This window comes from Amycolatopsis sp. NPDC058340, assembly GCF_042723975.1.
Classification (GTDB): Bacteria; Actinomycetota; Actinomycetes; order Mycobacteriales; family Pseudonocardiaceae; genus Amycolatopsis.
Genome location: NZ_JBHXIB010000040.1, coordinates 18394 through 31821, shown reverse-complemented (window position 1 = coordinate 31821; position 13428 = coordinate 18394). Strand labels below are relative to the sequence as shown.

Below are 13428 nucleotides of genomic sequence, written 5' to 3'. Positions count from 1 at the left end.
GGTAAAGAGGGTTAGAACCACCCTTGCCACTCACGACCCCCCAACCGTCAGCGTTTCCGCAGGCCGATCCGCCGCCATGAGCGGCGCCGCGGGCCCCGGCCGTTGTCGCGGTCCTTGTCGGTGCTGATGGTGCGCGGAGCGCGCGCGACATGCTGTTCGCCCCGCTGCAGCCGGACGCGCTGAGCGGCACCCGCCACCACACGCCGCAGCGGCGGCCGCAGGCCGAGACGGCGGCGGCTCGAACGACGCCGGATCGCGCGCCGTTCCCGCGGGGGCGCCATCCACGCCTCCGGATGCTTCGCCAGCCAGCGGTGCCGGTACACCGAGTACGGGATGTGCGCCAGGTACAGCACCAGCGCGATCGCCAGCGCCACCAGCGGGAACTGGATGATCGCGGCGGCCAGCAGGCCGACCCCGACCAGAAGCGGCGCGATCGCCTTGGGCGGCGCCTTCACCGTCTTCAGCGAAAGCGTCGGGATCCGGCTGATCAGCAGCGCGGCGACGGCGATCGTCCACACCCACACCACGTACTGGTGCGACCACCAGCCCTGCCCGAACTGCAGCTCCAGGATCAGCGGCAGCATCGCCAGCAGGCCACCGGCGGGCGCGGGCACACCGACGAAGAACTCGCCCGCGTACGGCGGCTGCTCGGTGTCCTCGATCAGCGTGTTGAACCGCGCCAGCCGCAGGATCATGCAGACCGCGAAGATCAGCGACGCCACCCAGCCGATCCGCTCGCCCTCCGCGTGCCAGACGTACAGCACCAGCGCGGGCGCGACACCGAACGAGATGCCGTCGGACAGCGAGTCGAGTTCCTGCCCCATCTTCGACGTCGCGTCCAGCAGCCGCGCGATCCGGCCGTCGAGACTGTCGAGCACCGCGGCGATCCCGATCGACGCGATCGCCATCGGATAGTTGCCGATCAGCGCGAACTGCACCGACGACAGACCGGCGCACAGGGCGAGCACCGTGATGGCGTTCGGCAGCAGCCGCACGCCGGGAGTGGTCACGCGGACCATGGATCAGCCTTCCGGGTGCGGCGCCGTGGGCAGCTCGGCGATCGGCGTCTCGCCGCCGATCGTGCGCTGGCCCTTCGAGACGAGAACCTTGCTGCCCGGCGGCAGGTACAGGTCGACTCGCGAGCCGAAGCGGATGATGCCGTACGTCGCGCCGACGCCGACCTTGTCACCCTCGCGGATCTCGCAGAGGATGCGCCGGGCCACCAGGCCCGCGATCTGCACCACGACGAGCTCGTGACCGTCGTCGGTGCGCATGAGCACGGAGTTGCGCTCGTTGTCGTCGCTCGCCTTGTCCAGGTCCGCCGACAGGAACTTCCCCGGCCGGTACGCGACCCGCTCGATCACACCGGAAGCCGGGACCCGCTGGACGTGCACGTCGAACACCGACAGGAACACGCTCACCCGCATCCGCGGTTCGGCGGACAGCCCCAGCTCGGGCGGCGGCACGGCCTCTTCGATCAGCGAGACCAGACCGTCCGCCGACGCGACCGCGAGGCCGGGCTGAGCGGGCGGGACACGCTTGGGCTCACGGAAGAACGCGGCCGTGGCGGCCGTCGCGAGCGCGCCGACGACGCCGAGGCGCTTGGAGAACCTCCGCAGCACCAGCGTCGCGGCGAGACCGCCGAACACGAACGGCCTGCCGGCCGGGTGCATCGGCGGAACGGTCTCGCGGGCCAGCTTCACGGCGTGCGCGAGGGGATTACCAGTGGCTTCCGGCCGGTTGCCGCTCATTGGTCGGGTTCACCGCAGTTCGTGTCGGGGGGTCGGGACAGGAAGAGCCACCACGCTACCGCCCTGTCCGGAGCCGGGCCGTGGCCTCCCCCGGAAGGGTTTCCCCGCGCCGGGTGGGAGCGGCCACATCCCGGTAACGGAAGGTCGAAATACGCGATAACTCTAGGTAATTGACGCCGATCGCAGACCTTGAGGACTCTCGAATGCCCGCCAGCCCGGACCCCGCAGGCGAGCGACTCGCCGAGCTGTTCCGTGCCTGGAAGAGGGACATTTCGGCGGCGCCGATGCCTTCGCTCATCGACCCCGTGCGCGCCGTCTCGGTCATCGCCGAGGCACGCGCGTCCGGGCGCATATGCCCCCCGACGGCACATGCGACCGGACGCGGGCACTGGAACCGATCGAACATCCCACTCTAGTTCGCCGCGCGCCGATGATCACCGGTCGCGAGAAAACCGTTACCAACGGTTACTCCGTTGATCACCGCCGATACGAATCGCGCCGCCCGGAGCCGCGCACCAGCCGCAGCAGGGCGAGCAGCACGATCGAACCGAGAATGGCGACGCCGAAGCTGGGGAAGTCGAACTCGAAGGTCCGCTCGGTGCCGGTGGCGAGGCGGTAGATGAAACCGCCGAGGGCCGCGCCGAGCACGCCGATCAGGATGCTGAACAGGCAGCCGCCCCGCCGGTCCGGGCCGCCCACCACGACATTGGCCAGCCATCCCGCGATGGCGCCGAACACGATCCACGAGAAGAAACCCATGCCGTCGAGGCTACGTGGACTGCGTGGGTCGGCCCGGTGGCGCGTTGCACGACCACCCGGACCCACGCCTTCCCGGCGCCTTTCTGCTGGCCTTCACGTACTTGGAAAGGGACACCACACCCCGGGTGGCAGCACAAGAGGACTTGTACAAGAAGTCTTGTGCAACTACTGTTGTGCGTTATGGCAGATCGTGAAGTGCGTGAAGTCCACGATTCGAAGGTGCTCGCCGCGATGTCGCATCCGCTGCGGCGCCGTCTGCTCGACGTCCTCCGCCTCGACGGCCCGTGCACGGCTTCCGTGCTCGCCGAGCGGACCGGGCAGGCGGTCGGGAACGTCAGTCACCACCTGAAGGTGCTGGCCGCCGGCGATCTGGTCGAGGAAGCGCCGGAACTCGCCCGTGACCGCCGTGAGCGCTGGTGGCGCCGCGTGGGGTACGCGGTTTCCTGGTCGCCTTCGGACTTCCCCGACGACCCGGTCGCGGCCGCCGCCGAATCCCTCGCCCTCGAACGCCAGGTTTCCATGGCGCGCCAATGGTTCGCCGAACGCGACAGCTATCCGGAGGAATGGCATCGCGCCGCCTTCGCCACCGACAGCTGGGCGAAGATGTCGGTCGCCGAGCTGGCCGAGCTCGAAGAGAAGGTCAACGAGCTGATCAAGTCCTACAGTGGCCGTGAGACCCCGGACGACGGCCAGGAACGCCGTCCCGTCTTCATCTCCGCCCGCGCCGTCCCGGCCCGCCCGTGACCACCCGCGAACGCGGCGGTCTGCTGCGTTCAAGGGATTTCCGGCTCCTGTGGACCGGCGAGACGACCAGTGTGCTCGGCAGTTCCATCGCCGTCGTCGCGCTGCCGCTCGTCGCGGTGGTCACTCTGCAGGCGAGCACGTTCGCGGTCGGGCTGCTGACCGCGGCCGCCTGGCTGCCGTGGCTGCTGATCGGCCTTCCCGCCGGCGCCTGGGTCGACCGGCGGCCGAAACGCCCGGTCATGCTCGTGTGCAACGGCATTTCCATGCTGGTGTTCCTGAGCGTCCCGGTCGCGGCGTGGTCCGGCCTGCTCACGATGACGCAGCTGATCGTCGTCGCCTTGGCGGGCGGCGTGACGAAGGTGTTCTTCAACGTCGCGTATCGCGCGTACCTGCCTTCGCTGGTCGAGAAGGACCAACTGCAGGAAGCCAACGAGAAGCTGCAGGGCAGCGAATCCGCCGCGCAGATCGGCGGGCCGGGGCTGGCCGGGCTGCTGGCGCACTGGTTCGGCGCCGTCGCCGGGGTGTTCGCCGACGCCGTCAGCTTCGGGATCTCCGTGCTGTGCCTGCGATCCATCCGGCACCGGGAACCCGAACGCCCGGCGAAGACGCGGTCACGGCTGCGGGACGAGATCCGCGACGGCCTCGTTTTCCTCGTCCACGACCCGTATCTGCGCGTCCTGGCGGTCTTCGGCGCGATCTCGAACGTCGCGCTCATGGGGTACCAGTCGATCGAGGTCGTGTTCCTCGTCCGCGATCTCGGCGTCGGAGAGGGCGCCGCGGGGCTGGTGCTCGCACTCGTCGGCGCGGGAGGCGTTTTCGGCGCCGCGCTGTCCGGCAAACTCGCCGCGCGCATCGGCACCGCGCGGGCCTTCGTGCTCTGTGAGGCCTTCGGCGCGCTGATGATGCTGCTCGGCCCGCTGGCGAACGGCGGCTGGGGGCTCGCCTTCTTCGTCGCCGCCGGGTTCTCGGTCAGCGCGGGCGTCGTCGGCTCGAACGTCCTCAACGCCACCTTCAAACAGCGCTACGTCCCGGCGGCGATGTTCGGCCGGGTCACCGCCAGCTCGTCGGTGCTCAGCTTCGGCGCGATCGCGCTCGGCGGCCTGCTCGGCGGGATCCTCGGTGAGACGGCAGGCGTGCGGCAGACGCTGGGCCTGATGGCCGGGCTGGAGGTCGTCGCCGTCTTCGTCCTGCTGTTCACGCCCGTCGGCCGGTGCCGCGATTTCCCGGCGGATCGCGTTTAGCCCGCTAAACGCGGGTCAGAGCAGGAGGACGTCCACCTCGTCGCCCTGCTCGACCGAATCCACGTCCTCCGGCAGCACGATCAGGCAGTTCGCCTGCGTGAACGACGCCAGCAGATGCGATCCCGGGCCGCCGCGCGGACCGACGATCCCGGTGACCTCGCCCTCGGAATGCGTGTAGAAGCCCCGCCGGAACTGGCGCCGTCCGGCGGGGGAGGTCATCGCCTCGGTCAGCCGTGCCCGCACCTTCTGCCGATCGACCCCGGTGTGCCCCATCGCCGCGAGCAAGGCCGGCCGCAGGAACGCTTCGAAGGACACGAGCACGCTCACCGGATTGCCCGGCAGCGTCACCACCGGCACGCCGTTCCAGCGCCCGCAGCCCTGCGGGCCGCCCGGCTGCATCGCGACCTTCCGGAACTCCACGCCCTGCCCGGTCAGCGCGTCCTTCACCACTTCGTACGCCCCCGCGCTCACCCCGCCCGAGGTCACCAGCAGATCGACGTCCGCCAGCCGAGGCTCGATCACCGAGCGGAATTCTTCGACGTCGTCGACCACACTGCGCACGACCTCGGCCTCGCAGCCGAGCGCGCGGATCGCGGACGCCAGCATGATGCTGTTCGACTCGTAGATCTGCCCGTGCCGCAACGGTTCCGGCGCGTCGACGAGTTCGGTCCCGGTCGACACCACGAGCACCTTCAACGGCCGGTACACGGGAACCTCGGCGAGCCCGACGGCCGCCGCGAGACCCAGCTGAGCCGGGCCCAGCACCGTCCCCGCGGAAAGTGCCACCGTGCCCTCGACGACGTCTTCGCCCTGACGCCGGATATGCGCGCCTGGGACGGCTGTCCTGAGAATTCGGACGTCTGTCACACCGCCGTCCGTGTGCTCCACCATCACCACCGCGTCGGCGCCGGGCGGCAGCGGGGCGCCGGTCATGATCCGGTGCGCGGTGCCCGGCTCCAGCTTCGTGCTGTCGACCCGGCCCGCGGGGATGTCTTCGGCGACAGGGAGCGTCACCGGCGCTTCGGCGACGTCGGCCGCGCGGACGGCGTAACCGTCCATCGCGGAATTGTCGAACGGCGGCAGCGAAACCCCCGCGCGCACGTCCTCGGCGAGCACGAGCCCGGCGGCGGAGGCGAGCGGTAGGCGGATGACGGGGGCGTTTCCGAGCAGGCCGGTGACGGTCTCACGGTGGGCGTCGACGGAGATCACGCGGACCATCCTCCCGCCTCGGGCCCCGCATGCAAGACTCTGCGCGTCACAACGACCATCCGGGGAGAAGAAGACATGCAGGTTCAGATCCGTCACCAGCCATCGTTCGCGGTGGCGAGGCTCATGCTCGCCCCGGGGGAACCGGCGCAGGTCGAGTCGGGCGCGATGATGGCGACGAGTTACGGCGTGCAGGTCCAGTCCCAGGCGCAGGGCGGCATCATGAAGGGCCTCGGCCGCGCCTTCCTCTCCGGCGAGTCCTTCTTCATCTCCACGTACACCGCGCCGCAGAACGGCGGCTGGGTCGACGTCGCCGCGAACCTGCCCGGCGACATGCAGATCATCAACCTCGACGGCCGCACCGGCTGGTGCGTCACCCGCGGTTCGTGGCTCGCGTCGTCGCACGGCGTGCAGACCGAGACCAAATGGGGCGGGCTCAAGAACCTCGTCGGCGGCGAGGGCGGTTTCCTGACGCACGCGACGGGACAGGGCCCGCTCGTCGTGGCCTGCTACGGCGCGCTGGAGACGGTCACCCTGCAGCAGGGCGAGGTGATCACCATCGACACCGGGCACGTCGTCGCGTTCGCCGACACCGTGCAGTACCAGATCCGCAAGGTCGCCACCGGCGTCATCCAGTCGATGAAGAGCGGTGAAGGCCTCGTCTTCGACTTCGCCGGGCCTGGCCAGCTGCTCACCCAGACCCGCAACCCGTCGGCGCTGTCCGCCTGGGTGATCGCCCAGGTCCCCTCCCGCTGACCGCATGCGGGTCCAGACGAGGCACACCCCGAACTTCGGGGTCGCACGCGTGCTGCTGTCCCCCGGCGAGGCCGTCCAGGCCGCCGGGGACACCATGCTGGCCAGCAGTTTCGGCATCACCGAAACCGTGCCGTCCCGCGGTGGTTCGCGGGCGGGCAAGGCCGCCCCGTCGGTGTTCAACGCGCCGGAGGGCGGCGGCTGGATCGACTTCGCGCCGCTGGCCGCGGGCGACGTCTACCCGCTGGAGTTCACCGGCGGCGGAGGCTGGTGCGTGAGCCGGGACGCGATCCTCGCGCGGCCGGCCACCGTCCGGCACGACCCCGGCTGGGCGCCGCTGCAGAAGCTCTTCGGCGCCGATTCCGGTTTCCTGGAGCACTACAGCGGAAGCGGCCCGCTCGTACTGGCCGCGCAGGGCCCGGTCGACGCCTTCGAACTCACCGCGGGCGAACTCGTCACCGTGCGGCCGGACTTCCTGCTGGCCTACCCGGACACCGTGCAGTGCCGTCTCCGCGCGGTCGACCAGTCCGGTCCGCAGTCGGTCCGCACCGGCGAAGGGCTCGCGCTGGACTTCGCGGGACCAGGACGCGTCCTCGTGCAAGCGCGCAATAGGCGGCTTTCCCGCGGATGACCTTCGGACGAATTGAGCATTGCCGACGCCGGTAATTCGGGTAGCGTGAACTGCACTCGAAACCGCCGGCCGGGGCAGAGAAGGCCGACGGATCCTGTGCTGAGGGAGTGCGCCGTGGCAGTCGGCACCGTCAAGTGGTTCAACTCGGAAAAGGGCTACGGATTCATCGAATCCACCGAAGGGCCCGATGTCTTCGTCCACTACTCGGCCATTCAGGCCGACGGATTCCGGACGCTCGACGAGGGTGATCGGGTGGAATTCGAAGTCCAGTCCGGCCGTGACGGGCGGAGTCAGGCCGCGGACGTACGCAAGGTCTCCTAGGAAGACTTCGGGCGACCCCCGGCGGCGCCCGGAACTGGCGCGTTAGGCTTCGCTGCGTGACAGGCGATGAGTCGGGGGACCTGACGGGTCGCCGGCTGGGCAACTACCGCATCGACGGCGTGCTCGGCAAGGGCGGCATGAGCGTGACCTACAAGGCCACGGACGTGCGGCTCGGACGCAAGGTGGCACTGAAGGTCATCGGTGACCACCTAGGGGCCGACGCCGAATTCCGCGAACGCTTCGTCGACGAGGCGCGGAACACGTCCGCGATCGACCATGCCAACGTCGTGCCCTTGTACGACTTCGGCGAGCTCGAAGGCATGCTCTACATCGCCATGCGGATGGTCGACGGCGGCGACCTCGCCGGGCTGATCTCCGGCGGCCCGATCGCGCCCGCCCGCGCGCTGAACATGCTCGACCAGGTCGCCGACGCGCTCGACACCCTGCACAACCGGGGTCTCGTGCACCTCGACGTCAAACCGGCGAACGTACTGGTCACCAGCAAGGAGACCTCGCGCGAGCACGTCTACGTCGCCGACTTCGGCCTGACCCGCCGCGGCGCCACCGGGCATCGGACCCGAGGTGGCGACTTCCTCGGCTCGCCGACGTACGCGGCGCCCGAGCACCTGCGCGGCGAGCCGCTCGACGGCCGCACCGACCAGTACGCGCTCACCTGCGTCCTCTACGCCTGCCTGACCGGCAGCCCGCCCTTCAAGGGCGACGTGCAGACGGTCATCAAGGGGCATCTGAACGGCGAGCCCCCGGCCATCTCGCGGATCGTCGGCCTGCCCGCCGGCATCGACGAGGTCGTCCGGAAGGGAATGGCGAAGAATCCCGCCGATCGCTACCCCAACTGTGTTGAGATGATCGCGGCCGCCAGGCGCGCGCTCGGTCCGCTCGCGACCTCGAACGAGCCTCCCGGCGCGCCCGGGCAGGCGGCGGCCGCGACCGTTCAGCAGCAGGCGCCACGGCAGAACACGCCGCCACAGGGAGAGGGGGGCCCCGTGCACCCGTACGGAGGACAGCAGCAGCCCGGCTACGGCCAGCAGGGACCCGGACCGCAGGGTCCCCCGCCGCAAGGCCCGCCCCAGCAGGGCCCGCCGCCCGGTTACGGCCCACCGCCGCAGCAGGGTGGCTTCCAGCAAGGCGGTTTCCAGCAGGGTCCGCCCCCGGGTTACGGCCCGCCGCCGCAGCAGCAGCAGGGTTTCCAGCAGGGTGGGTTCCAGCAGGGTCCGCCTCCGGGCTACGGGCCACCGCCGCAGCAGGGCGGTTTCCAGCAGCAGCCCAAGAAGGGCGGCGGCGCCAAGTGGATCTGGATCGTCGTCGGCGCCCTCGTGGTCGCGGGCGCGATCGTCGCCGCCATCCTCATCTTCAGTGATTCGAGCGGCGGCAACGGCCCGCAGACCACCGCGCCGAACATCCCGGTCGGGCCCGGCGGCTCCCAGTCGCAGGCGCCCGGCTCGTCGCTGAAGCCTCCGCCGTCGTCGATCCCGATCAAGCCGAGCAACTGACGAGCTGAGCCGAAGGACGCTTTCACCGCATGAGACGTGGCGAAAGCGTCCTTCGCCGCGTCTTATGCGGGCATGGTCCCCTTCGGCCACGCCACCGCGCTGACCTGCGGTTCTTGCACTCTCCCCTGGGGAGTGCTAAACACGACATTGGCACTCGACGCCGTCGAGTGCCAGGCAGAGCGGTCACCGACCGCTCGCCTGAAGGTCGGGACGGTGAGGCCGCACCCTTGATCGGGTGGGTCGTCCGTCGCGGGCACCGAGCCTGGCCGAGGAAGAGTCCTGCCGCCGCGCTGTAGTAGGCGTGCGGCGGCGCCCAATACCGGAGGACCACACCGCAATGGCCAAACTGATCGCGTTCGACGAGGACGCCCGCCGCGGTCTTGAGCGCGGCTTGAACACCCTCGCCGAAGCCGTCAAGGTGACCCTCGGCCCGCGGGGCCGGAACGTCGTGCTCGAAAAGAAGTGGGGCGCGCCGACGATCACCAACGACGGTGTCTCCATCGCCAAGGAGATCGAGCTCGAGGACCCGTGGGAGAAGATCGGGGCCGAGCTCGTCAAGGAAGTTGCCAAGAAGACCGACGACGTCGCGGGTGACGGCACCACCACCGCCACCGTGCTCGCCCAGGCTCTCGTCCGCGAGGGTCTGCGCAACGTCGCCGCCGGGGCCGACCCCATCAGCCTGAAGCGCGGCATCGAGGCGGCCGTCGAGGCCATCACCGAGCAGCTGCACAAGGCCGCCGTCCAGATCGAGACCAAGGAGCAGATCGCCGCCACCGCGTCGATCTCCGCCGCGGACCGCACCATCGGTGAGCTCATCGCCGAGGCGCTGGACAAGGTCGGCAAGGAAGGCGTCGTCACCGTCGAGGAGAGCAACACCTTCGGCCTCGAGCTCGAGCTCACCGAGGGTATGCGCTTCGACAAGGGCTACATCTCCGGTTACTTCGTGACCGACCCGGAGCGTCAGGAAGCCGAGCTCGAGGACCCGTACGTCCTCCTCTTCGGTTCCAAGATCTCCACCGTCAAGGACGTCCTGCCGCTGCTGGAGAAGGTCATCCAGTCCGGCAAGCCGCTGCTGATCATCGCCGAGGACGTCGAGGGCGAGGCCCTGGCCACCCTCATCGTCAACAAGATGCGTGGCACCTTCAAGTCCGTCGCCGTCAAGGCCCCGGGCTTCGGTGACCGCCGCAAGGCGATCCTGCAGGACATCGCGATCCTGACCGGTGGCCAGGTCATCTCCGAGGACGTCGGCCTCAAGCTGGAGAACGCGGACCTTTCCCTGCTGGGCAAGGCGCGCAAGGCCGTCATCACCAAGGACGAGACCACCATCGTCGAGGGTGCGGGCGACGCCGACCAGATCCAGGGTCGCGTCAACCAGATCCGCGCCGAGATCGACAACTCGGACTCGGACTACGACCGCGAGAAGCTCCAGGAGCGGCTGGCGAAGCTGGCCGGCGGCGTGGCCGTCATCAAGGCCGGTGCCGCCACCGAGGTCGAGCTGAAGGAGCGCAAGCACCGCATCGAGGACGCGGTGCGCAACGCCAAGGCCGCCGTCGAAGAGGGCATCGTCGCCGGTGGTGGCGTCGCTCTCATCCAGGCCGCCGAGGCCGCCTTCGCCGGTCTGAAGCTCGAGGGCGACGAGGCCACTGGTGCCAACATCGTCAAGGTCGCCGTCGAGGCGCCGCTCAAGCAGATCGCGATCAACGCCGGCCTCGAAGGCGGCGTCGTGGCGGAGAAGGTCAAGTCCCTCCCGCAGGGCCACGGCCTCAACGCCGCCACGGGCGAGTACGAAGACCTGCTCGCGGCCGGCGTGCCGGACCCGACGAAGGTCACCCGCTCCGCGCTGCAGAACGCCGCTTCCATCGCGGCGCTGTTCCTGACCACCGAAGCCGTCGTGGCGGACAAGCCGGAGAAGGCCTCGGCCGCTCCCGCCGACCCGTCCGGTGGCATGGGCGGCATGGACTTCTGAGTTCGAGCCTGTAGCACCACCGGAAAGCCCGGACGCGCCTCGCGCGTCCGGGCTTTTCCTTTGCCGTGGGCGGCGGTGGCGTTTCCGGCCGACCGGTATTCGCCGCCCGCTCGGCTGCGAAACGGGTCGTACAAGCTTGATCAACGATCACGCTTCGAGACCGAGCGTCCCCTCGACGATGTGGGAATCGGGACACTCAACGTCCCGATTCCCGCATCGTCGACCCGGCACGCTAAACCTCACGCCGTGCTGGTGCACCTTGCCCGAAGTCCGTGAGGGCCTCCTTCACTACCTTCAGGGTAGGCAAGGAGGCCCTCACGGACTTCGGGCAAGACACTCTTGCCTCGCCCGAGGCGGCGCTCACGACCCCGGTGAGTGCCGAGCCCTACGACTGCCCGTCCACCGCGTACTTGCGGCCTTGCCGCTGACGGTCCGTCTCGTACGGGTCGGTGGAGTTCGGCTCCGCGGGCTTCCTCGGTTCGAGGCCCGTCCGGTCGGTGCCGCCCGCCTCCTTGCCCGGGCTTTCCCTTTCGACCGTCTCGGGGTTGGGGTCGATCTTCACCCGGTCCTTGTTGGCGCTTTCCCAGGCGTCGAACAGCTTCCGGAGGTCGTCCGAGAGCTCGCCGTCGACTCTCGCGTAGGCTTCGGCCGCCTTCCTGAGCTGCTCGCCGGCGACAAGGAACCGGGCACAGCTCGTCCTCATGAACTGCTCGACGGCGTCACGGATCTCCAAAGTCGTGTCGTCGCCCGTGCAGGTCTGCTGATCGCGGCCAGCGAGGTGCCGGTCGGCGACGTCGGCGTCGGACAGGATCCGCAGTTGCGCCGAATAGGCTTCGGCGGCTTCGAAGCAGGTCTGCGCCACGCGGAGCAGGAAGTGGACCTCGACCCTGATCCCTTTGTACTTCGCGCGGTCGGTCTGGTTCGGCAGCGTGTTCGCGGTGAGGTCGTAGAGCTCCAGCTCGTAGCTGTGCACCCCCGCGATCGCCTTCTGCAGGGCCAGCACGTTCGAGCCGAAGTCGGCTTCGAGACCGGACAAGGCGTTGTGCTCGTCTTGGATCGAGGTGGTGAGCTTCTGCAGGATGTCCTGGAGGGACATGGCGTCCTGTTCGACGGTGAGTCCCTTGATGATCCCGCCGGCGAAAACGGCCAGGTCGAGGACGGCGCCGACCGGCCCGAGGACCTTCCCGCCCGCCTCGTCGACGGTTTTCACGACCTTGCTGAGTTTCGCCCCCGCGGACAGCAGATTGGTCGCGATCCCGTGGAGCGTTTTCGCCCCGTCGACCTTCTCCAGGATCGCGTCCGCGGTGAAGACCTTGAGGGTGACCTTCTCGTCCAGCTTCTTGGTGGCCCAGTTGAGCCGTTTGACGATGTTGAGCCGGGTCGCCTGGATCGTCGCGGCGCGGGCGGAGTAGAGCGTGGACAGGCTGGCGAGGATGAGCGACTGGTGCGCCATGGTCGGCGCGATCGAGGCGAAGAACCCTTCACGGAAGGCCTTGGCGGCGAGTCCGGTCCACTCGATGAACCATTCCTCGTTCGCGCTGGTCGTACCGGCCAGCCATTCGACGTTGCGGACGACCGTGCCCTGACCGAGCAGCTCGGCCACCCGCCCGTTCTTGTCCTGGAAGCCGAGGTTGCCGGCGACGTTCAGGAACGTGTTGTGGGCGGCCTCCAGTTTCGCGAGGTCGGGTCCCTCCAGCTGCGGGACGAACTTGGCGACCTCCTGCCGCCGGTTCCAGGCCAGCCGTTCGATCTGCGCGAGGTTCCGTTCGACATGGCACTCGACGTACTTCTGGGTCTGCGGGTTCCAGCCGTCGCAGTGGACGTCCTTGTAGTGGCCGTGCCTGCCGTCCATGACCCAGGTCAGGTATCCGCAGAAGTCGTCGGCGCCCGAGAGGTGGCCGTAGGATTCGGCTGGCCACTGCCAGGCCCAGGGCTCCGCCGAGCACGGGACGGCGGGCGAGAGGTGCGTCATCGCGTCGACGGCGTCTTCCATCCAGCGCTTGGTGAGCGCCTCGCAGAAGTCGTCCAGCGCGCCGTCGAGCATTCTCTTGTACTCGCTGAGGCTCAGATACCCGGCCATGGAGGCCCCCGCTTCCCACTCCCTGTGACAAAGTCAGAGGAAGTGTAACGGGATGGCCGTGATCCCGCGTGCGAAAAGCGGAAAAGGGCCCGGACATCCCCGTGTCCGGGCCCTTCTTCTCCCCAGGCGGATCGCGTTTAGCGGGCTAAACGCGATCCGGCGGACGCCGGGCCCCCTGCGCACGGCGTCCGCCCCGATCAGGATTCGCCCGGCTGTTCCGGAGTCAAAAGCCACGCGGCGGCGTACAGCGGGATCGCGAAGCCGGCGGTGAAGAAGACGCCAGCCACGAGGGCGATGCGCAGGATCGCGGCGTCGATGCCGAGGTAGGCGGCCCAGCCGCCGGCGACGCCCGCGAGCATCTTGTCGGTGCGGCTGCGGTAGAGCTTCTTGGTGGCCTGGGGGGTGTACACGCTGTTCGTCATGGCTCCATGTTCGCGCCGGAACGACCCCCGGCACATCGGGGAA

13 protein-coding genes are annotated in these 13428 nt (G+C 69.3%); 7 read left to right on the top strand and 6 right to left on the bottom strand.

Annotated features, from left to right (window positions below; translation table 11 throughout):
- Positions 1 to 47 precede the first annotated feature (47 nt).
- The 3 genes from pssA to ACFWIW_RS31575 all read right to left on the bottom strand — a co-directional run bounded on the left by pssA (position 48) and on the right by ACFWIW_RS31575 (position 2510).
- Positions 48 to 1019 (bottom strand): CDP-diacylglycerol--serine O-phosphatidyltransferase, encoded by a 972-nt coding sequence (gene pssA, locus ACFWIW_RS31585; RefSeq protein ID WP_378371825.1) that lies wholly within the window; start codon positions 1017 to 1019, stop codon positions 48 to 50.
- 3 nt (positions 1020 to 1022) lie between these two features.
- Positions 1023 to 1751: a phosphatidylserine decarboxylase gene (locus tag ACFWIW_RS31580; protein WP_378371824.1), complete on the bottom strand. Its 729-nt coding sequence runs from the start codon at positions 1749 to 1751 to the stop codon at positions 1023 to 1025.
- Positions 1752 to 2228: 477 nt separating this feature from the next.
- Positions 2229 to 2510, bottom strand: a complete 282-nt coding sequence (locus ACFWIW_RS31575) for a GlsB/YeaQ/YmgE family stress response membrane protein (protein ID WP_378371823.1) — start codon at positions 2508 to 2510, stop codon at positions 2229 to 2231.
- Between the two features lie 180 nt (positions 2511 to 2690).
- On the opposite strand from ACFWIW_RS31575, the gene ACFWIW_RS31570 reads away from it, so the two are divergent.
- Positions 2691 to 3254 (top strand): ArsR/SmtB family transcription factor, encoded by a 564-nt coding sequence (locus ACFWIW_RS31570; RefSeq protein WP_378371822.1) that lies wholly within the window; start codon positions 2691 to 2693, stop codon positions 3252 to 3254.
- Positions 3251 to 4495 (top strand): MFS transporter, encoded by a 1245-nt coding sequence (locus ACFWIW_RS31565; RefSeq protein ID WP_378371821.1) that lies wholly within the window; start codon positions 3251 to 3253, stop codon positions 4493 to 4495. Before ACFWIW_RS31570 ends, ACFWIW_RS31565 begins: the two co-directional genes overlap by 4 nt.
- 15 nt (positions 4496 to 4510) lie before the next feature.
- Here ACFWIW_RS31565 and glp read toward each other — a convergent pair whose 3' ends face one another.
- Positions 4511 to 5704: a gephyrin-like molybdotransferase Glp gene (gene glp / locus ACFWIW_RS31560; RefSeq protein WP_378371820.1), complete on the bottom strand. Its 1194-nt coding sequence runs from the start codon at positions 5702 to 5704 to the stop codon at positions 4511 to 4513.
- Between the two features lie 75 nt (positions 5705 to 5779).
- Here glp and ACFWIW_RS31555 point away from each other — a divergent pair, with 75 nt between their 5' ends.
- The 5 genes from ACFWIW_RS31555 (at position 5780) to groL (ending at position 10883) form a co-directional block, all read left to right on the top strand.
- Entirely contained in the window at positions 5780 to 6457 is a 678-nt protein-coding gene (locus ACFWIW_RS31555; RefSeq protein ID WP_061985035.1) for a TIGR00266 family protein, read from the top strand.
- A 4-nt stretch (positions 6458 to 6461) separates the two neighbouring features.
- Positions 6462 to 7085: an AIM24 family protein gene (locus ACFWIW_RS31550; RefSeq protein WP_016337605.1), complete on the top strand. Its 624-nt coding sequence runs from the start codon at positions 6462 to 6464 to the stop codon at positions 7083 to 7085.
- A 114-nt stretch (positions 7086 to 7199) separates the two neighbouring features.
- Entirely contained in the window at positions 7200 to 7406 is a 207-nt protein-coding gene (locus ACFWIW_RS31545) for a cold-shock protein (RefSeq protein WP_005164266.1), read from the top strand.
- A gap of 56 nt (positions 7407 to 7462) precedes the next feature.
- Positions 7463 to 8917, top strand: a complete 1455-nt coding sequence (locus ACFWIW_RS31540; protein ID WP_378371819.1) for a serine/threonine-protein kinase — start codon at positions 7463 to 7465, stop codon at positions 8915 to 8917.
- Positions 8918 to 9254: 337 nt separating this feature from the next.
- Positions 9255 to 10883, top strand: coding sequence for a chaperonin GroEL (gene groL, locus ACFWIW_RS31535; protein WP_037335595.1), 1629 nt, complete (start codon positions 9255 to 9257; stop codon positions 10881 to 10883).
- Between the two features lie 385 nt (positions 10884 to 11268).
- Here groL and ACFWIW_RS31530 read toward each other — a convergent pair whose 3' ends face one another.
- Together ACFWIW_RS31530 and ACFWIW_RS31525 are read right to left on the bottom strand one after the other, a co-directional pair.
- Positions 11269 to 12963 (bottom strand): hypothetical protein, encoded by a 1695-nt coding sequence (locus ACFWIW_RS31530; protein WP_378371818.1) that lies wholly within the window; start codon positions 12961 to 12963, stop codon positions 11269 to 11271.
- A 197-nt stretch (positions 12964 to 13160) separates the two neighbouring features.
- Positions 13161 to 13385 carry a PspC domain-containing protein gene (locus ACFWIW_RS31525; protein ID WP_378371817.1) on the bottom strand — a complete coding sequence of 75 codons (225 nt, stop codon included), beginning with the start codon at positions 13383 to 13385 and terminating at the stop codon, positions 13161 to 13163.
- Between the last annotated feature and the right edge of the window lie 43 nt (positions 13386 to 13428).

Bases quoted from the DNA above. Each gene is read 5' to 3' on its own strand.
- pssA (WP_378371825.1), bottom strand. From the start codon at position 1,019: ATGGTCCGCGTGACCACTCCCGGCGTGCGGCTGCTGCCGAACGCCATC.
- ACFWIW_RS31575 (WP_378371823.1), bottom strand. From the start codon at position 2,510: ATGGGTTTCTTCTCGTGGATCGTGTTCGGCGCCATCGCGGGATGGCTG.
- ACFWIW_RS31580 (WP_378371824.1), bottom strand. From the start codon at position 1,751: ATGAGCGGCAACCGGCCGGAAGCCACTGGTAATCCCCTCGCGCACGCC.
- groL (WP_037335595.1), top strand. From the start codon at position 9,255: ATGGCCAAACTGATCGCGTTCGACGAGGACGCCCGCCGCGGTCTTGAG.
- ACFWIW_RS31530 (WP_378371818.1), bottom strand. From the start codon at position 12,963: ATGGCCGGGTATCTGAGCCTCAGCGAGTACAAGAGAATGCTCGACGGC.
- ACFWIW_RS31550 (WP_016337605.1), top strand. From the start codon at position 6,462: ATGCGGGTCCAGACGAGGCACACCCCGAACTTCGGGGTCGCACGCGTG.
- ACFWIW_RS31555 (WP_061985035.1), top strand. From the start codon at position 5,780: ATGCAGGTTCAGATCCGTCACCAGCCATCGTTCGCGGTGGCGAGGCTC.
- ACFWIW_RS31570 (WP_378371822.1), top strand. From the start codon at position 2,691: ATGGCAGATCGTGAAGTGCGTGAAGTCCACGATTCGAAGGTGCTCGCC.
- ACFWIW_RS31525 (WP_378371817.1), bottom strand. From the start codon at position 13,385: ATGACGAACAGCGTGTACACCCCCCAGGCCACCAAGAAGCTCTACCGC.